Origin of the sequence: Devosia sp. Root105, from assembly GCF_001424865.1 — a bacterium.
Taxonomy (GTDB): domain Bacteria; phylum Pseudomonadota; class Alphaproteobacteria; order Rhizobiales; family Devosiaceae; genus Devosia_A.
Window position 1 is genome coordinate 18,878 of record NZ_LMCR01000007.1, and the last position, 17,837, is coordinate 36,714.

The following is a 17,837-nucleotide window of genomic DNA, read 5'->3' on the forward strand; positions in this document are numbered from 1 at the left end:
ACATCGCGTTCCCACTCGACTCCATTGACTCCGCTAAACCTCATTGATAAAGCGTTTAAGCAGAGTGATGAAACCTTTCACCAGTGGCGATGCGCGATACCAAAGTGACGATCAAGGATGTCGCGGAAGCTGCGGGGGTCAGCATCGCAGCGGTGTCGAACGCGCTGAACGGCACCGGGCGTTTGTCGGAGCAGACGCGGCTGGCGATCCAGGAAGTGGCGCTGCGGCTGAAGTTCCGGCCCAACCTGATGGCGCAGGCGCTGATCAAGAAGCGCACCCTGACGATCGGCCTCCTCACCGACGATACCTATGGTCGCTTCAGCTTCCCGGTCATGGCGGGCATCACCGATGCGCTGGTCGACCATGGCGTGTCGGTGCTGCTGGCGGCGGTCGACGAAGACCCCGAGCGGGCGCGGCTGCACGTCAATGCGCTGCTCGAGCGGCGGGTCGATGGGCTGATCGTTTCCGGTCGTCGCGCCGACCGGCATATCCCGCTCGACCTCTCTGATGCCGATGTGCCGGTGGTCTATGCGCTGACCGCCAGCCCAAGCGGCTCGCCGACCATCACGGTCGATGACCAGGATGGGGCGCGGATGGGCGCCGACTGGCTCAAAAAGACCGGCCGCCGCGACATCGTGCATGTCACCGGCCCCGAAAGCCACCTTGCCGCCCGGTCGCGTGCCGCCGGCTATCGCGAGGCGATCGGCAAGCCGGGGCGCGTCATGCACGGGCAATGGGCCGAGCGCTGGGGGCGGCAGGCGGTGGCCGAGCTCTGGTCGGGCGCGAGCCCGGCGCCGGACGGCATTACCTGCGGCAGCGACCAGATCGCGCGCGGCGTCATCGACGAGCTGCGCGAGCGCGGCATCAAGGTGCCGGAGCAGGTCGGGGTGGTCGGGTTCGATAACTGGCAGATCGTCGCCGATGCGACGCTGCCGCCGCTGACCACCATCGACATGAACCTCAGGATGCTCGGCCAGCAGGCCGGCCTGATGGTGCTGGCGATGTCGCGCGGCGAGCTCGACACCGCCGCCGAGCACAAAATTCCCTGCACCCTGGTCGTCCGCCAATCGTGCGGCGGCGGCAAGCGCGTGGAGGGCACGGAGGCCTAGTCAATTTGGCCCCGAGCTGCACATCCGGCACCCCCGGCAACGCGATGCTGCCTCGGCCACAACAGATCGCCCGCTTCATGCTGAAGGGGTGAAGATGGAGGAGAAACATGAAACTTGCTCGCAACATCCTTGCGGTCAGCCTGGCCGGGCTCGTGCTCGGCACCAGCCTGCCGGTCTTCGCGCAGACGACTTTGACCATGTGGTCGCGCCAGGGCAGCGCCCTGCCGGCGCTGGTCGAGGCGTTCAATGCCGGCCACGAAACCAAGGTCGACCTGCAGCTCGTGCCGTCCGACCAGATGGTGCAGAAATATGCGACGTCCGCCGCCGGCGGCTCGGCGCCCGATATTATCGGGCTCGACCTGATCTACACGCCGGCCTTCGCGGCGGCCGGCCAGCTGGAAGATCTGACCAGCTTTGCCAAGGGACTGCCCTATTACGACCAGCTGTCCAAGGCCCATATCGAGGCCGGCAGCTATGACGGCAAGACCTATGGCATGCCGCTGCTCGCCGAGGGCTCGGTGCTACTGTGGAACAAGAAGCTGTTCGAGCAGGCCGGGCTCGATCCGAATGCGCCGCTGACCAACTGGGCCGAGATCGAGGCGGCTGCCGCCAAGGTCGATGCGCTGGGTGGCGAAATCAACGGCTTCTATTTCGCCGGCGCCTGCGGCGGCTGTAACGCCTTCACCTTCCTGCCGTTGGTCTGGGCCTCGGGTGGCGACATCTTTGCCGAAGGCGGCAAGAAGGCGACGCTCGATACGCCGCAGATGCACGATGCCATCAACTTCTACCGCACCATGGTCGAAAAGGGTTACGTGCCCGATGGCGCCGAAACCGACAATGGCAGCAACTGGCTCTCGACCTTTGCGGCCGGCAATGTCGGCATTTCGCAGTCCGGCGCCTTCTCCATCGGCACTTTGACCAAGGAATATCCCGAGGTCGATTTCGGCATCACCTTCATCCCCGGCAAGGACGGCAATCGCTCCTCGTTCGGCGGTGGCGACAATTTCGCCGTGTCGGCTGGACATGCCGACAAGCTGCCGGCGATCCAGGAATTCGTCGATTTCCTCTATTCGGTGGAAGGCCAGACCATTCTCGCCAGCGGCGGCAGCCTGCCGACCCGTGCCGATGTCGCCGCCGAAGCGCTGAAGGATCAGGATCCGCGCTACGCCATTGCCGCCGAGGCGATGTCGATCGGCCGCACGCCGTCGACGCCGGTCTATAACGACCTGATCAACAGCCCGACCGGCCCCTGGGCCCAGATGCTGACCGAAGCCTTCTTCGGCGCGGATCCTGATGGCGCCATCGCCACCGCCCAGGAGACGATGCAGTCGATCATCGACAACTACGGCAAGTAAGCCCGACCGGCATGGCTCTCGCGCCATGCCCTGTCCGGAGCCCCTTCCTCCCCCGGGGCTCCGGACACCCTTTGCCCGCCCTTTCTCAGCAAGTTCGATGACAGCAATGGCCACTGAGACCCTCACCACCGCCACCAGCCGACGCCCAACTCGACGTCCGAGCCGGCGACCGGGCCGCCGGCAGCTTGTCGGACTGCTCTTTGTCGCCCCGGCGCTGCTGCTGGTTGTCGCCTTCTTCGTCATCCCCCTGGGGATGACCGCCTGGATGTCGCTGCACAACTGGCCGTTGCTCGGCAAATCGAGCTTCATCGGGCTCGGCAATTACGAGGCGCTGCTGGCGGACGGGCGCTTCTGGAGCGCCATGCGCTTCACGCTCTATTACACCGTCGTCGTCACCGTCGTGATCTTTGCCGTGGCCTTCCCGCTGGCGCTGTTCGTCGAACGGCAGCGACCGCTGGCCGGGTTCTATCGCACCATCTATTTCCTGCCGGTGGTGGTGGGTTTCGGTTCGGCGAGCCTGCTCTGGGCCTGGCTGATGAATGTCGATGCGGGCCTCTTCGGTCCCGCCTTGCAGCAACTGGGCCTCACCCAGAAGCGCATCAACATCCTTTCCAGCTTCGATGCGACGTTCTGGTCGGTCATCGCCATGGTGGTGTGGAAGACCTCCGGCTTCACCATGATCATCCTGATGACCGGCTTGCAGGGCATCCCGACGGATCTGCGCGAAGCGGCTCGCATCGATGGCGCGTCGCGCCCGCAGCTCTTCACCCGCATTACCCTGCCGCTGATGCGCCGCACCATCGCCCTGGCGCTGATCCTTTCGGTGGCAGGCTCGATGCTGGCCTTCGACCAGTTCTACATCATCGCCCAGGGCGGCCCGCGCAACACGACGCTCACGGCGGTCTACTGGATCTTCAACTCGTCGTTCGTCTCCTTCCGCATGGGCTACGGCGCGGCGCTCTCCATGGTGCTGCTGGTGATCCTTTTAGCGATCAGTGTCGTCCAACTGCGGATCCTCCGCACGCATGAGGGGATCTGAGCCATGTCAGCCCGCCAGGCCACCCGCCGCCGCAAGGCGCTTCTCAACGGCATCGCCCGCCATGGTTTCGGCATGGGCGTTGCCTTGCTGTTCCTCGCTCCCTTGGCCTGGAGCATCCTCGTCAGCTTCAAGCGGCCGATCGAGGCGCGAAAGCCGCCCATCCCACCCTGGCCGGTCGATGGCGCCACGCTCGACAACTATGCGGTGCTCAACGATTTCGGCGCCGGGATCTGGGCCCATGCCGGCAACAGCCTGACGGTGGCGCTGGGCACGGTGATCATCTCGGTGATCGTCAGCCTCCTCGCCGGCTATGGCTTCTCGCGCTTCAAGTTCCCGTTCAAGAACACCCTGTTCGTCCTGATCATCATGTCGATCATGGTGCCGTTCCAGTCGATCCTGACGCCGCTGTTCCTGATCCTCTCGGCGCTGAAGCTGCAGAACTCGCTGTTCGGGCTGATCCTCGTCTACGTGACGCTGCAGCTGCCGTTCTCGGTGTTCATGATGCGCAACGCCTTCGATGCGGTGCCGCGCGAGATCGAGGAGGCGGCGCGGGTCGATGGGGCCTCGGTCTGGCTGGTGCTGGTCAAGGTCATGCTGCCGCTGGTGTTTCCGGGGGTAGTCACCGTCGCGATCTTTGCCTTCCTCAACTCGTGGAACGAGTTCCTCGCCGCGCTGATCTTCATGACCGACCAGGACCAGTACACCCTGCCGATCCTGATGACGGCCGTCGCCTCGGGCCAGTTCGGCACCATCAACTGGGGCGCCATCCAGTCCGGCGTCACCGTGATGATGCTGCCCTGCCTCGCGCTCTTCCTCCTCCTCCAACGCTACTACGTCCGTGGCCTCACCGCGGGCGCCGTCAAATGATCCGGGAACCTCAGATGACTGCCATTTCCGCCGAGCCGCCCGTCCAAGCCCCTTTGGCCTTCCGCCCGCTGCGCATCCCGCAGGTTGCGGTCAACGGGTTCTGGGGCCAGCACATCGACGCCGTGGCCGACAAGACCGTCGACATCCTCTATGAGCGGTGCCTCGCCGCCGGCATGTTCGACCAGATCGACCCGAGCCGGCCGGTGCCCGAGATGCGCCTGCCGTTCCGCCGGAACCAGTATGGCGTGCTCGACACCATCACGGCCCAGATGTTCTGGGATTCGGACGTCGCCAAGGTGATCGAGGCCGCCGCCTACGCGCTCTATCGCCGCCCCAATCCGGCGCTCGAAGCGAAGATGGACGGGATCATCGAGATGTTCGCGGGCCTCCAGCTCGAGGATGGCTACCTCAACTCCTGGTACATCCGCATGCAGCCGGGCCAGCGCTGGACGAACCTGCGCGATTGTCACGAGCTCTACTGTGCCGGCCACCTGATGGAGGCGGCGGTCGCCTATCACCAGGCGACCGGCAAGCGGAAGCTGCTCGACGCCATGATGCGCTATGCCGACCATATCGGGCGCACCTTCGGCACCGGTCCGGGCCAGAAGCCCGGCTATTGCGGCCATGAAGAGATCGAGCTGGCGCTGGTCCGGCTGGCGCGCGAGACCGGCGAGCGGCGCTATCTCGAACTCGCCAAATACTTCGTCGAGCAGCGCGGGCAACAGCCGCATTATTTCGACGTCGAGGCAGAGGCGCGTGGCGAGAACGCGAGGGGATCCTGGCCGGCCTCGCTCCACGCCGATTTCCGCTACACCCAGTCGCACCTGCCAGTGCGCGAGCAGCAGAAGGTGGTCGGGCACGCAGTGCGGGCCATGTATCTCTATTCGGGCATGGCCGATATCGCCGCCGAGTATGGCGACAGCTCGCTCACCGACGCGCTCGAAATCCTCTGGAACGATCTGACGGCCAAGCAGATGTACGTCACCGGCGGCATCGGCCCATCGGCCTCCAATGAGGGGTTCACCGACTATTACGATCTGCCCAACGATACCGCCTATGCCGAGACCTGCGCCTCGGTGGGCCTGGTGTTCTGGGCCAGCCGGATGCTGGGCAGCGCGCCCGACCGCCGCTACGCCGATGTGCTGGAACAGGCCCTCTACAATGGCGCGCTGACCGGGCTGTCGCGCGATGGGTCGCGGTTCTTCTACGACAATCCGCTCGAAAGCCACGGCCAGCATCACCGCTGGGATTGGCACAAATGCCCGTGCTGCCCGCCCAATATCGCGCGGCTGGTGGCCTCGATCGGTACCTATATCTACGGCGTCTCGGACACCGGTGTCGCGGTGCATCTCTATGCCGACAGTGTTGCCAAGCTTGAGGTCGCGGGCGCCGACCTGACCCTGACGCAGAGCACCGATTACCCGTGGGACGGCGCCGTTCGCCTCACCGTCGGTCTCGCGCAGCCGACCCGCTTTACCCTGTCGCTGCGCATCCCGTCCTGGTGCAAGGATGCCAAGGTGGCGATCGGCGGGCAGAGCGTGCCGGTCGAGACCGGCAACTCGGGCTACCTCAAGCTCGAGCGCGAGTGGCGCGATGGCGATGTCGTCGAGATGGCGCTGCCGATGGAGGCGCGCCCGGTGCGGGCCCACCCGAAGGTCCGGCAGGATACCGGCCGGGTCGCAGTGGCCCGCGGTCCCTTGGTCTACTGCCTCGAAGAGGCGGACAACGGCGCCGAGCTCAATTCGCTGCTGCTGCCGCGCAGCCTTGGCGGCATGGCCACCGCGCCGATCACCGAGTTCGGCGGCGCGGTCAGCCTGTCGCTGCCGGCCCTGCGCGAGGATGATGGCGCCTGGTCGGCAGAGCTCTACCGCTCGGATGTGCCGGGGCTGAGCGACACCACAGCGCGCTTCGTGCCCTATTACCTGTGGGACAACCGGGCCCCGGGCGAAATGCTGGTCTGGGTGAGGTCCGCGACATGAGCATGCAGTCGGAAGCCCTGGTTAAGGCCGATATCGAGCTGCGCCATGTGCAGAAGAGCTTTGGCTCGGTCGATGTCATCCATGGCCTCGATCTCACCATCAATGGCGGTGAGTTCGTGGTGTTCGTCGGCCCGTCCGGCTGCGGCAAATCCACCTTGCTGCGGATGATCGCCGGGCTCGAGGAGGTCACCGATGGCGACATCCTGATCGGTGGCCGCGATGTCACCGACTCCGATCCGGCGCGGCGCGGCATCGCCATGGTGTTCCAGTCCTACGCGCTCTATCCGCATATGAGCGTCAAGGATAACCTCGCTTTCGGGCTGAAGATCGCCCACACGCCGCCCGCCGAGGTCGAAGCCCGGGTCGGCGCGGCCGCCGAGATCCTCAAGATCAATCACCTGCTCGAACGCCGCCCCGGCCAGCTGTCGGGCGGGCAGCGCCAGCGCGTCGCCATCGGCCGCGCCATTGTCCGCAAGCCGCTGGCGTTCCTGTTCGACGAGCCGCTGTCCAATCTCGATGCGGAGCTCCGCGTCTCGATGCGCATCGAGCTGGCGCGGCTTCATCGCGAGCTCGGCAACACCATGGTCTATGTCACCCACGACCAGATCGAGGCGATGACGCTGGCCGACAAGATCGTGGTGCTGCGCGATGGCCGGATCGAACAGGTCGGCACCCCGCGACAAGTCTACGAAGACCCCGACAACATGTTCGTCGCCGGTTTCATCGGCTCGCCACGGATGAACTTCCTTGCGGCGCGCTTGCGCGACAGGCGCACTGTCGAAGTCGCCGGCGCCAGCCTGGCGCTCGCGGCCGAACTCGGCGCGGCTCCCGGCGCCATCCAGTTCGGCATCCGGCCCGAGCACCTCCACCCCGGCGCCGACCGCCCGGGCGCCATCGCGGCGCGGGTCGATTTCTCCGAGTATCTGGGCAACACGCGTTACCTCTACTGCGTCACCGGCAGCGGCGAGACCGTTGTTGCTGAGCAGCGCGATGGCGACGACTTCGAGCCCGGCCAGCCGGTCTGGCTCGGCTGCGAGCCGACCCAGATGCGGCTCTTTGCCAAGGCCGGCGAACGGCTGCGCTAGCCCCAACTTTTCAGGACCCTCCCATATGACCGCCAGTTCCCCCGTCGCCAACCGCGCGCCGCTGCTCGAGACGCCGTTCATCCCCTTGCCGCTTGGCAGCGTCAGGGCAGGGGGGTGGCTGGCCAACCAGCTGAAGCTGCAAGCCGAAGGGATGACCGGCCATGCCGAAACGATCCTGCCATCGCTGGGGCCGGACAGTGCCTGGCGCGGCGGCACGGGCGAAGACTGGGAGAAGGGGCCGTATTATCTCCGCGGGCTGATCAGCCTCGCCTTCCTCCACGACGATGCCGACCTCAAACAGAAGGTCCAAGCGTGGGTGGATGCGCTGCTCGACGGGCAGCAGCCGAACGGCCAGATCGGCCCCGCCTCCAATCTCGACTGGTGGCCGCGCATGGTGATCTGCTGGGCGCTGCGCGACTATCACGAAGCGACCGGCGACGCGCGCATCATTCCCGCCTTGCTGCGCTATGCCCGCTATCTCGGCGATACCGTGGCCGGCCAGCCGCTGCACAACTGGGCCCGCGCCCGGGTGGCCGATCAGATCGACACACTGTTCTGGCTCTACAACCGCACCGGCGAGAGTTTTCTGCTCGAGATCGCCGACGCCCTGCCGGCGCAGGGTAATGGCTGGCTGGAGTTCTTCAATACGCTGGAAGTGAAGGAGACCGACTTCGCGCCCAGCCACGCCGTCAACGTCTCGCAGGCGATGAAATATCCGGTGGTGCTCTACCAGCGCAGCGGCGAGGCGAGCCATCGCGACGCCTTCGGCATCGGCTACGAGAAGCTCCGCGAAGAGCACGGCCTCGCCTTCGGCATGTGGAGCGGCACCGAGGCGCTGGTCGGCCATTCCGACACGCAGGGCGTCGAGCTCTGCTCGATGGCCGAGCAGATCCTCAGCAACGCCATGGCGCTCAAGGTGCTGGCCGACCCGGCGATCGGAGACGAACAGGAGCGGATCGCCTTCAACCTCCTCGCGGCGGCCACCACCAAGGATTTCAAGCAGCACCAATATTACTCGCTGCCCAATATGCCGGTGGCGCGCACCAACCCGCGCGGGCTGATGCCGTTCCGCGACGACCATGGCGACGACCTGCTGGTCAGCCCGCATTCGGGCTTTCATTGCTGCTGCTACAACCTGCACATGGGCTGGCCCAAATATGTGCAATACGCCTGGATGGCGACGGCCGAAGGCGGCCTTGCTGCCGTCGCCCATGGTCCGACGACGGTCTCGACCGAGATCGATGGCGTTGCGGTCAGCATCACGCAGCAGACCGACTACCCGTTCGAAGACACCACCCGCTTCAACGTCGAAACCGCCCGCCCCGTGTCGTTCCCGCTGCTGCTGCGGATCCCGCACTGGAGCAAGGCCACCCGGGCCGAGCTCAACGGCCAGCCGATCGACGCGGTGGTTGCCGGCAGTTTTCTCCGGATCGAGCGGCAGTGGCAGGGCGGTGACACCGTCACCTTGAGCTTCGACGCGCCGGTCAGCCTTGCAACCGGCCATAGCGGCAGCGTCAGCGTCTGGCGCGGCCCGCTGGTGTTTTCGCTCCGCATCGCCGAACAGCGCACCATCCTCAACCCGCTGCCCGACGGCTTCGACGAGATGGAGTTCTCGGCGCAATCGCCGTGGAACTACGGGCTCGACCGCGATGCCAATGGCGGCGCGATCGACCTCTCGATCGAGCGCTCGCCAATGCCGATCAATCCCTGGCTGCCCGAGACCTCGCCGCTCAGCCTGACGCTGGCCGGCATCCCGCTACCGCAATGGACGCTGGCGCGCGACGACCACATCGCCGACGAAACGCCACTGAGCCCGATCCGCGACACCACGCCAAACCAACCGATCCGCCTGGTGCCCTGCGGCGCCCAAACCCTCCGCATCACCGCCTTCCCATGGCGCGGCGGCGCGGGGTGAGGGAACGCCGCTCCGATCACCCACAATGCAGCGCATCAGGCTCAGCGGGCCCTGACACTGTCCCGCAGCACGATGGTGCAGGGCACCTCGAAGCGGTGCTGGTTGGAGCGGTGTTCGCCCAGCACAATGTCGGTGATGAGGTGGGCGGCGCGGCGGCCGAGTTCGGCGGTGTCCTGCTGCACCGTCGAGAGCGACGGGGTCATGAACGGGCCGACGGCGGCGCCGTCGAAGCCGATCACCGAGACATCGCCTGGCACCGCGAGGCCGGCATCGAGCACGGTCTTGATGAAACCGATGGCGGTATCGTCGTTGGCGCAGATCACCGCGGTGGGGCGGTCGGCGGGGTCGAGCCCGAGGAACTCGTGGCCGGCGGCGATGCCGCCCGAAAAGTTGAAATCGCCCTGGCTGAGGGTCAGCGCGCTCTCGGGCAGGCCGCTGGCCTCGAGCGCGTCGCGCACGCCGCGCAGCCGCTCGATCTCGTGGTAGTTGTCGAGCCGCCCGCGCACATAGAGGAAGCGCCGGTGGCCGAGCCCCACCAGTTGCGTTGCGGCATTGCCGATGGCCTCGTGGTCGTTGCTGACGACGCTGGGGATGTTCTTGCCGCTCAAATCAAAGTGCAGCGAAACCATCGGCAGGCCGAGGTCGCCGAGGCTGCGCCCGGCGACTTCGGGGATGTTGGTCGCCATCAGCAACACGCCCGACACCGTGCCGCCCAGCGCCACGGTGAGGATATGCTCGTCGGTATCGGCCTCGCGCGAGACGTTGGCGATGAGCAGCGAAAAGCCGCGCTCGCTGAGCCCGCTGCCGGTGGCCCGCAGCACTTCGGTGACGGTCTGCGAGGCGCCGGTATAGAGCTCCTCGGGGAGGACGATCATGATGGTCCGGGCGGTACCGATCCGGAGGTTCCGAGCCGTCTGGTTGCCACCGGTATAGCCGAGCTTTTTCGCCGCGGCCTCGACCTTGAGCCGGGTCGGCTCGGCGATGCGACCCGGCATAGTCAGGGCGCGGCTCACCGTCGATGTCGCGACGCCGGCTTCCCGCGCGACATCGGCAATCGAAGGTCCCGCCGTCCGAATCTCCGTCCGCTTCGCCATCGCTTGAGCCGGTTCTCCATGGGCGGGATTGTGACGTAACAGCAGAGGGTTGTGAGCGTCTAGGGGTGGGTGGGGGCACCGGCCGTGCCGCAATCCTCCCCCGCGGGGCGGGGGAGGATGAAGGAGAGTCCTGCGGCTCCCCCTAACCCCGCAACTCCCCCGCCAGCTGCCGGCACGCCCGGATCGTCATCGCCATGATGGTCAGCGTGGTGCCCGAGACGCCGCCGCCGGGGAAGGCGCTGGCGTCGGTGACCAGCAGGTTGGGCACGTCCCAACTGCGGTTGTAGCGGTCGAGCACCGAATCCGCCTGCGCCGCGCCCATGCGCGCGCCGCCCGCTTCGTGGATGGCGGCGCCCATCACCATGGTCTGTTTGAACAGGGTGCGGAAGGCCAGCCGGCTCAGCGGGTCGGCATCGGGGTAGGCGCCGCGGCCCATTTCCCTGAGGCCCAAAGGCGAGCCGATGTACTCGAGCTCGCCGCCGGCGCCCTCGACGGTTTCGACCAGGGCGGCGAGTTCGCGCTCCAGCGTCTGCTTGTCCTCGGGGCCGATCTTGCAACGGATATGGGCGATCGGCATGCCCCAGGCGTCCTTGCGACGCGGGTTAAGGGTGACGCGGTTATCCGGGTCGGGCGCCATCACGCCATAGCCGAAAAAGCTGAGCCGGGCCGGGCGGTCGGGCGCAGTGCGGCTGCGGCCGATCGAGCCCTGGTAGGCGAAATCAGTGCTGGCCGTGCCGTCCGCGCCGACGAAGCGGGGCAGGTAGACGCCGCCCGAGGGGCCGTAGAACGGATCTGATGGAGCCGTGTCGGCGGTCGACCAACCCGTGGCGGCGGGGAAGGTGCCGGCGGCGACGGAGGGCAGCTGATCGACGAAATACCGCCCGAGCGTTCCGGAGCTGTTGGCGAGGCCGAGGGGGTGCCGGTCGGAGGCGGAGTTGAGCAGCAGCCTGATGCTCTCGACCGGCGAGGCGCAGAGCACCACGGCGCGGGCGCTGAGCACCTGGACCTTGCCGGTTACCGTATCGATCGCCTCGACACCGGTGGCACGGCTGCCGGTCGCGTCGGTCAGCACTTTTCGGGCGATGGTGTTGTAGCGGATGTCGAGCCGGCCCGAGGCGATGGCTTCGCGCAACGGGCGCAGCACGCGGGTCGGTTCGGGGCCGATATAGCGCCAGGTCACCACCTTGCGCTCGGGCCATTGCGCTTCGACGGCGGCCTTGAACTGCTGCTCGGGTCCGGTCAGTTCGGCGCGATGCGCATAGAGGCTGTCGGGCAGGGTGGGGACGTTGTCGGGCTGGCCATAGAGTTCGAGCGCGCGCTCGACTTCCTCGTAATACGGGGCGAGCTCGGCATAATCGATCGGCCAGTCGACGCCCCGGCCGGTGCGGCTTCGGACTTTGAAATCATCATCGGTCCAGCGCAGCAGCACCCGCCCGAAAGTGTGCGTCCGGCCGCCGGCCTGGCGGGCCCGTATCCAGACGAAGGGCGCGTCCTTCGGCGTCGAGTAGGGGTGCTTGATGTCGTTGACGAACAGATGCCGCATCCGGCCATCGAAGAACGCGGCGCGCGCCTGCACGCCCTGGCCGCTCAGCGTCGCCTTGGCCCGCTGCCAGAGGTTAATATCGGTCTGGCGCGGGCGGTCGGCGGCATCGAAATCGGCCGGCCCGATCTCGGGGCCCGCTTCGAGCTGCAACACCTTCAGCCCCTGCGCCGTGAGTTCCTGCGCCGCGAAGATCCCGGAAGCGCCGGAACCGACAATCAGCGCGTCGTAGGTGGCATCAGCCATGGTGAGAATTGCTCCGTTTGAAAAAGGTTGGGTCACCGGCGGTGCAGTCGTGATCCTCCCCCGCGGGGCGGGGGAGGGGGACCAGCGAAGCTGGTGGAGAAGAGTCTCGGCTTTGGCCCCCCCCTCCACCACCCTTCGGGCGGTCCCCCTCCCCCGCCACGCGGGGGAGGATGATTGAGAGACCGGTGCGTGCATTCCCCCGACAACTAACCAATCAGCGCCAAGGGCTTAGCGCCCGGTCCGCTGTCGCTCTCAACTGCCCATCTCATGTGCACAAATCCCGCTTGCGTAGAAAATCAGCATATGCAACCAATAGCGTCATGGCAATCGATTGCCAAGCCTAACCGGTGTCTCGAGGGAAGACGTTTAGACGGCGCCCACGGACACGAGTGCCCACTCATCACCAGCTCGGGGAACAGGTATGAAGTCCACCAATCGTGTAGCTCGGAGGGCCGTCCTTATCGGCGCCTCCGCCTTGGCCGCGTCGCTCGGCCTCGCCGCCACTGCCCATGCCCAGACCATCGACGATGCTCCGGCGAGCGGGGTACTGCAGCTCTGGATCGGCGGCGCCGAGGGCGAGAAGCTGCCGAGCTTCCTTGCCGATTTCGAGAAGGCCAACCCTGAGCTGAAGGTGGAGATCACCCAGATCCCGTCCGACCAGTTCGACGCAAAACTGTTGACCGCCATTGCTGCCGGCACGGTGCCCGATCTGGTGCGGCTCTATTCGCAGAGCCAGGCCAGCCTGATGGCGACCGGGGCCTTTGCAGCGGTGCCTGAAGGGCTGGTCAAGGCCGAGGATTTCTTCCCCGGCGCCTATGCCACCAGCGTCAAGGGCGGCGTCGCCTACGGCGTGCCGATGGATGCCTATGCCACCATGTTCCAGTATCGCAAGGATCTGGCCGACAAGGCCGGGCTCGGCGCGCCCAAGACCTGGGATGAGATGAAGGTTTTCGCCAAGGCGATGCAGGGGCAGGGCGCCACCTGGGGGCTCGGCATGGATATCGGCTACGATATCTACAACGCCCAGGGCCTCAACGAGTATGTGCACCAGAACGGCGGCGGCTTCCTCAGCGCCGACGGCACGCAATGGACCATCAATTCCGACGCCAATGTCGCGGCGCTCGACTATTGGGGCTCGTTCTTTTCCGAGGGGCTCGCTTCGCCCGACGGCCCGAAATTCCTCGATACCGTGCCGTGGTTCACCTCCAACGAGATCGCCGGCAAGGATATCGGCCCCTGGTTCGAGCAGTGGCTGGTCGATGCCAATGGGCGCGAGTGGGTGACTGCCAATCTCGCCACGGCAACCATGCCGGCCGGCCCCGCCGGCAGCGTCTCGGCGCTTGGCTCGGGCAGCCTTGCGGTGCTGAAGGACGGCAAGAACCCGACCGCCGCCTGGAAGCTGGTGCGCTACATGACCAAGCCCGAAACCCAGGTCGCCTGGTACATGTACTTTGGCAGCCTCCCCGCGGTGAAGGCGGCCTGGGACGATCCGGCCATTGCCGCCAACGGGCTGCTCAACGCGCAGCGCGAGGCACTGCAGACTGCCGTCGACGTGCCGCAGGTTTCCACCTGGAGCCAGGTCGGCACCTATCTCGGCCAGCAGATGGAACTGGTGGCCCGCGGCCAGGCAACGGCGAAGCAAGTGCTCGACGACGTGCAGGCCTTCGCGGAGTCGGCTGGGGTCGGGAACTGAGGCTGGCGCTATAGGGCGCGGGATGGTTCGGTTCGCATAGAGCACCCCCACCCTGTCCCTCCCCCGCAAGGGGACGCGGTAGCGCCCTGAGGGGGAGGAGACCAAAACACTGGCGTCAGTGTGAGCGTCTCCCTCCCCCTTGCGGGGAGGGGACAGGGGAGGGGGTACTCTTCCCGCACCGGCCCGGGAATTCGGCGGAAACATCGTCTCGGAGAATTGTGTTGGCCAATGTGGGCACAAGGCGGGGATCGTCGTGGCAGGCTGCCACGGCCTGGCTGTTCGTCGCGCCGTTCCTCGCAATCTTCCTGGTCTTCACCGCCATCCCGGCGCTGGTGGCCCTGGTCTATAGTTTCACCGATATGGGCGTTGCCGATATCCGGCGCCCGCTCGAGGTGGATTTCACCTTCCTCGATACCTTTGCCCGCGTGCTCACCAATGCGGGGTTCCTCAAGTCGCTGTGGACCACCGGGATCTTCATCGTCATCGGCGTGCCTCTGACGATGGCGATCGGGCTGATCCTCGCACTCGCCCTCAACAGCGGCATCCGGCGGCTCCGCGCCGTCTATCGCTCGGCCTTCTACCTGCCTGTCATCACCAACATCGTCGCCGCCGCGGTGATCTGGCAATACGCCTTCACATTGAAGGGGCCGGTCAACACCTTCCTCGGCTCGCTCGGCCTCCTCGGCCCCAACTGGCTGGGCGACCCGAACATGGCGATCGGCACGGTGATCCTCCTCACCACCTGGCGCAATGTCGGTACCTGCATGGTGCTGTTTCTCGCCGGGTTGCAGGCCATTCCCGAGGATGTCTACGAGGCGGCGGCGATCGACGGCGCCTCGGCCTGGCGGCGCTTCCTCTCCATGACCCTGCCGCTGCTGAAACCGGCGACCGTGCTGGTCAGCGTCCTGATGACAGTCTCCTACATGAACATTTTCGATGAGCCGTACCTCCTCACCAAGGGCGGGCCGCTCAGCGCGACCAAGTCGGTGGCGCTCTGGGTCTACGAGCAGTTCGGGCACGGCAATATCGCCGCGGCGATGGCCGGCTCCTACGTGATGCTGGCGATCGTGGTGCTGCTCGGCATCCTTCAGCTCAGGCTGCTGAGGGCCTGGCGATGAGCGGCAAGCACCCGTTGCGCACCGCGCTGCTCTACGCCGCACTGACCCTCGTGGCAGCCATCGTGCTCATGCCCTTCGTCTGGGTGCTGTTCGGCGCCTTCAAGACGCAGGGCGAGATCATGGCGGCGCCGGGCGCCTGGCTGCCGCAGGATTTCTCCAACCTCGCCAATTTCGCCGAGCTGTTCGAGCGCCGGCAGTTCGGCACCTATATGGGCAATTCGCTGATCGTTTCGGCGTTCACCGTCGCCTCGAACGTCTTGTTCAGTTCGCTCGCCGGCTATGCGCTGGCCAAGCTCCCGTTCAAGGGCAGCAAGCTGGTGTTCGGCTGCATCCTCGCAGCGATGATGATCCCCTATATCGCGCTGTTCGTGCCGCAGTTCTTCATCATCGTGCAGTTCGGCCTGGTCAATACGCTGGCCGGCATCGTGCTGCCGATCGCGGTGATGCCGATCGCGGTGTTCATCATGCGCCAGTTCGCGGATTCGGTGCCCGACGAGCTGCTCGAAGCCGCCCGGCTCGATGGCGCCGGGGAGTTCCGCATCTTTTTCGGCATCTTCCTGCCGCTGGTCGGGCCGGCGATTGCGACGGTCGCCATCATCACCTTCCTCAACTCGTGGAACTATTTCCTCTGGCCGCTGATCGTGGCGCAGGACCAGGGCACCTACACCCTGCCGGTGGGGCTCGCCGTCGCCAGCCAGGCGGCGCGCTCGATCGACTATGGCCTGCTGCTCGCCGGCGCCATCGTGGTGCTGCTGCCGGTGCTGATCCTGTTCCTGTTTTTGCAGAAGTACTTCGTGCGCGGCGTGGCCGTCACCGGGCTCAAATAACGCCCACACCCCTCAGTTTCATCCAGCGGAGATAAGTCCATGGCCAGCCGGCTCGCGACCGACATCATCACCTTCTACCACCCCCGGTTCTGGGGCCTCGAGAGCGAGGCGGAACTGGGGAGCTGGGCGGCGGCCAATCTCGACAAGTTCTGGGGCACGGTGCTCAACGCGCTCAGCGAAGCCGGCGTCAGCGGGCTCGAACTGACCTTCGCGCCGGGCAGCATCGACAATGTACTGAAGGCCTTCGGCAGCGCCAAGGCGTTCCGGGCCGAGCTCGATAGCCGCGGCCTCGCGGTGGTCAGCGCCTTCATGGCCGATGCGCCGGCCTGGAGCGGCACCGCCGATCTCGGCGCCATCATCGCCGATGCGGAGCGGCGGGCGGCGTTCATCGCCGAGGCGGGCGGCGAGATCCTCGTTACCGGGCTGCCGATGCGGAAGACCCGCGGCGTGCGGCCGCCGATGTTCATCGATCAGGCCTTCATGGCTGAGATGGCCCACATCGCCCATGCGGTGGGTGAGGCAATCGAGGGGGCCGGCATCAAGCTGGCGCTCCATACCGAATCCAACAGCGCGCTGTGGTACGAGCGCGATATCGCGCTGTTCATGGCCTATACCGACCCGCGCTATGTCTGGCTCTGCCCGGATTCCTGCCACATCACCTTGGGCGGCGGCGATCCGGTGCGGGTGGCGCGCCAGCACGACCAGCGCATCATCCTCGCGCACTGGAAGGATGCGGTGGGCAGGATCGAGACCGATCTCACGATCGACCACACCATCTACAGCCAGCAGCAGCGCTATATGGCCGATTTCGGCGTCGGCATCGTCGATTGGAATGCCTGGTCGGAGGCGATGCTCAACACTCCGGGTGCGGACATTGTGCTGCTCGAACTCGATGCGGCGAGCGATCCGGTCGCGGCGCTGAAAGCCGGCCGGGCAGTGGTCGACGCGGTGCGGGGGAAGTGATCGACTTTTCCATCTCGATCGAGCTGGCCTTCGCCGAAGGCGATCGTCCGTCCCCGATCGGGTGCGGGCGGCAGCCGATGCCGGCTTTCCGGCGGTGGAAATCTGGGACTGGCGGGACAAGCCGCTTGCGGCGCTGGGCCGCGCGCTGCGTGACACCGGCACCAGGCTCGAAACGCTCTGCGTCGAGGATTGGCGCAACAAGTGCCAATTGGCCGAGCCGGCCGAGCACGCCGAGTTCGTGCGGCGGGTATCCGAGACGGCGGCGGTGGCGGTCGAGCTCGGCTGTCCGAAGCTGGTGGTGCTGGCAGGCGACATCAGTGCTAGCGTGGCGCTCGAAACGCAGCTCGCGGCCGCCGGCGAGGCGCTGGCCCGGGCCTCCGATGCGATTGCCGATCTGCCGGTCGAGCTGCTGGTGGAAGTGGTGAACCGGCAGTTCGAGGGGCCGAACGCGCTGCTGCAGGATAGCGAAAGCGCGCTCGCCCTGCTGCGCCGGCTCGACCGGCCCAACGTGCGGTTCCTCTATGACCGCTACCACGCCATCCTCAACGGCGAGCCGCTCGGCTGGGCGGTGGCGGGGAACATGCCGCTGGTGGGGCACATCCAGGTGGCGGACATTCCCGGCCGCCACGAATTCGGGGCAGGGACGCATGACTGGGCAGCGGAGCTCGGCTGGCTGCTGCAGGCGGGCTATGCGGGGTTTGTCGGGATTGAGGCGATGCCGGTCGGGGCGAGTGCGGGGTTGTACGCGGGCGCGCAGGCGGTGTTGCGGCGGGTGTCGGACGGCCACTGAACGTGCAGTCGGGATTCCCTCTCCCGCCTGCGGGGGAGGGGGGACCACGCGAAAGCGTGGTGGGAGGGGGGTGCCCCACGCACTGATCGTAGGCGGACTGGGCCGAGGCCGGTGTCTGCGTGAGCAAGCGGGAAGATCGCTGACACTATTGTCCGGATACATCGCTGACAGTTTTCACGGTGTTGGGGGCTGGTCGAGCTGGTCCGAACCTTGAGAG

General features: G+C 66.4%; 14 protein-coding genes. 12 read left to right on the plus strand and 2 right to left on the minus strand.

Features of this window, described 5'->3' with window-relative positions; all coding sequences use genetic code 11:
- The first annotated feature begins 89 nt into the window (after nucleotides 1-89).
- The 7 genes from ASC68_RS07830 to ASC68_RS07860 all read left to right on the plus strand — a co-directional run bounded on the left by ASC68_RS07830 (nucleotide 90) and on the right by ASC68_RS07860 (nucleotide 9,349).
- Nucleotides 90-1,109 carry a LacI family DNA-binding transcriptional regulator gene (locus tag ASC68_RS07830; protein ID WP_055877414.1) on the plus strand — a complete coding sequence of 340 codons (1,020 nt, stop codon included), beginning with the start codon at nucleotides 90-92 and terminating at the stop codon, nucleotides 1,107-1,109.
- 107 nt (nucleotides 1,110-1,216) lie between these two features.
- The gene (locus tag ASC68_RS07835; RefSeq protein WP_055877416.1) at nucleotides 1,217-2,464 is read left to right on the plus strand and encodes a sugar ABC transporter substrate-binding protein; all 1,248 of its coding nucleotides are present in this window, start codon (nucleotides 1,217-1,219) and stop codon (nucleotides 2,462-2,464) included.
- Nucleotides 2,465-2,570: 106 nt separating this feature from the next.
- On the plus strand, nucleotides 2,571-3,503 hold the full coding sequence (locus ASC68_RS07840) for a sugar ABC transporter permease (protein WP_055877418.1): 933 nt from the start codon (nucleotides 2,571-2,573) through the stop codon (nucleotides 3,501-3,503).
- A gap of 3 nt (nucleotides 3,504-3,506) precedes the next feature.
- Nucleotides 3,507-4,370, plus strand: a complete 864-nt coding sequence (locus ASC68_RS07845) for a carbohydrate ABC transporter permease (RefSeq protein ID WP_055877422.1) — start codon at nucleotides 3,507-3,509, stop codon at nucleotides 4,368-4,370.
- A gap of 14 nt (nucleotides 4,371-4,384) precedes the next feature.
- A complete protein-coding gene (locus tag ASC68_RS07850) occupies nucleotides 4,385-6,349 on the plus strand; it encodes a beta-L-arabinofuranosidase domain-containing protein (protein WP_055877425.1) in 1,965 nt (654 codons plus the stop codon).
- 2 nt (nucleotides 6,350-6,351) lie between these two features.
- On the plus strand, nucleotides 6,352-7,434 hold the full coding sequence (locus tag ASC68_RS07855; RefSeq protein ID WP_156387282.1) for an ABC transporter ATP-binding protein: 1,083 nt from the start codon (nucleotides 6,352-6,354) through the stop codon (nucleotides 7,432-7,434).
- 25 nt (nucleotides 7,435-7,459) lie between these two features.
- Nucleotides 7,460-9,349, plus strand: a complete 1,890-nt coding sequence (locus tag ASC68_RS07860; protein WP_055877432.1) for a beta-L-arabinofuranosidase domain-containing protein — start codon at nucleotides 7,460-7,462, stop codon at nucleotides 9,347-9,349.
- Between the two features lie 41 nt (nucleotides 9,350-9,390).
- Here the strand turns inward: ASC68_RS07860 and ASC68_RS07865 are convergent, their stop codons facing one another.
- Together ASC68_RS07865 and ASC68_RS07870 are read right to left on the minus strand one after the other, a co-directional pair.
- Entirely contained in the window at nucleotides 9,391-10,443 is a 1,053-nt protein-coding gene (locus ASC68_RS07865; RefSeq protein WP_055877436.1) for a LacI family DNA-binding transcriptional regulator, read from the minus strand.
- Between the two features lie 142 nt (nucleotides 10,444-10,585).
- Nucleotides 10,586-12,229 carry a GMC family oxidoreductase gene (locus ASC68_RS07870; protein WP_055877439.1) on the minus strand — a complete coding sequence of 548 codons (1,644 nt, stop codon included), beginning with the start codon at nucleotides 12,227-12,229 and terminating at the stop codon, nucleotides 10,586-10,588.
- Between the two features lie 475 nt (nucleotides 12,230-12,704).
- Here ASC68_RS07870 and ASC68_RS07875 point away from each other — a divergent pair, with 475 nt between their 5' ends.
- From ASC68_RS07875 to ASC68_RS07895, 5 genes are all read left to right on the plus strand, one after another.
- Nucleotides 12,705-13,922 carry an extracellular solute-binding protein gene (locus tag ASC68_RS07875; protein WP_055877442.1) on the plus strand — a complete coding sequence of 406 codons (1,218 nt, stop codon included), beginning with the start codon at nucleotides 12,705-12,707 and terminating at the stop codon, nucleotides 13,920-13,922.
- 230 nt (nucleotides 13,923-14,152) lie between these two features.
- A complete protein-coding gene (locus ASC68_RS07880) occupies nucleotides 14,153-15,040 on the plus strand; it encodes a sugar ABC transporter permease (protein WP_248310508.1) in 888 nt (295 codons plus the stop codon).
- Nucleotides 15,037-15,867, plus strand: coding sequence for a carbohydrate ABC transporter permease (locus tag ASC68_RS07885; protein WP_055877446.1), 831 nt, complete (start codon nucleotides 15,037-15,039; stop codon nucleotides 15,865-15,867). Before ASC68_RS07880 ends, ASC68_RS07885 begins: the two co-directional genes overlap by 4 nt.
- A gap of 39 nt (nucleotides 15,868-15,906) precedes the next feature.
- Entirely contained in the window at nucleotides 15,907-16,830 is a 924-nt protein-coding gene (locus ASC68_RS07890; protein WP_055877449.1) for a sugar phosphate isomerase/epimerase, read from the plus strand.
- 61 nt (nucleotides 16,831-16,891) lie between these two features.
- The gene (locus ASC68_RS07895) at nucleotides 16,892-17,620 is read left to right on the plus strand and encodes a TIM barrel protein (protein ID WP_055877452.1); all 729 of its coding nucleotides are present in this window, start codon (nucleotides 16,892-16,894) and stop codon (nucleotides 17,618-17,620) included.
- Nucleotides 17,621-17,837 lie beyond the last annotated feature (217 nt).

What these genes read in the sequence shown, in the direction of transcription:
- ASC68_RS07830 (WP_055877414.1), top strand. Translation starts at nt 90, where the DNA reads ATGCGCGATACCAAAGTGACGATCAAGGATGTCGCGGAAGCTGCGGGG.
- ASC68_RS07835 (WP_055877416.1), top strand. Translation starts at nt 1,217, where the DNA reads ATGAAACTTGCTCGCAACATCCTTGCGGTCAGCCTGGCCGGGCTCGTG.
- ASC68_RS07840 (WP_055877418.1), top strand. Translation starts at nt 2,571, where the DNA reads ATGGCCACTGAGACCCTCACCACCGCCACCAGCCGACGCCCAACTCGA.
- ASC68_RS07845 (WP_055877422.1), top strand. Translation starts at nt 3,507, where the DNA reads ATGTCAGCCCGCCAGGCCACCCGCCGCCGCAAGGCGCTTCTCAACGGC.
- ASC68_RS07850 (WP_055877425.1), top strand. Translation starts at nt 4,385, where the DNA reads ATGACTGCCATTTCCGCCGAGCCGCCCGTCCAAGCCCCTTTGGCCTTC.
- ASC68_RS07855 (WP_156387282.1), top strand. Translation starts at nt 6,352, where the DNA reads ATGCAGTCGGAAGCCCTGGTTAAGGCCGATATCGAGCTGCGCCATGTG.
- ASC68_RS07860 (WP_055877432.1), top strand. Translation starts at nt 7,460, where the DNA reads ATGACCGCCAGTTCCCCCGTCGCCAACCGCGCGCCGCTGCTCGAGACG.
- ASC68_RS07865 (WP_055877436.1), bottom strand. Translation starts at nt 10,443, where the DNA reads ATGGCGAAGCGGACGGAGATTCGGACGGCGGGACCTTCGATTGCCGAT.
- ASC68_RS07870 (WP_055877439.1), bottom strand. Translation starts at nt 12,229, where the DNA reads ATGGCTGATGCCACCTACGACGCGCTGATTGTCGGTTCCGGCGCTTCC.
- ASC68_RS07885 (WP_055877446.1), top strand. Translation starts at nt 15,037, where the DNA reads ATGAGCGGCAAGCACCCGTTGCGCACCGCGCTGCTCTACGCCGCACTG.
- ASC68_RS07890 (WP_055877449.1), top strand. Translation starts at nt 15,907, where the DNA reads ATGGCCAGCCGGCTCGCGACCGACATCATCACCTTCTACCACCCCCGG.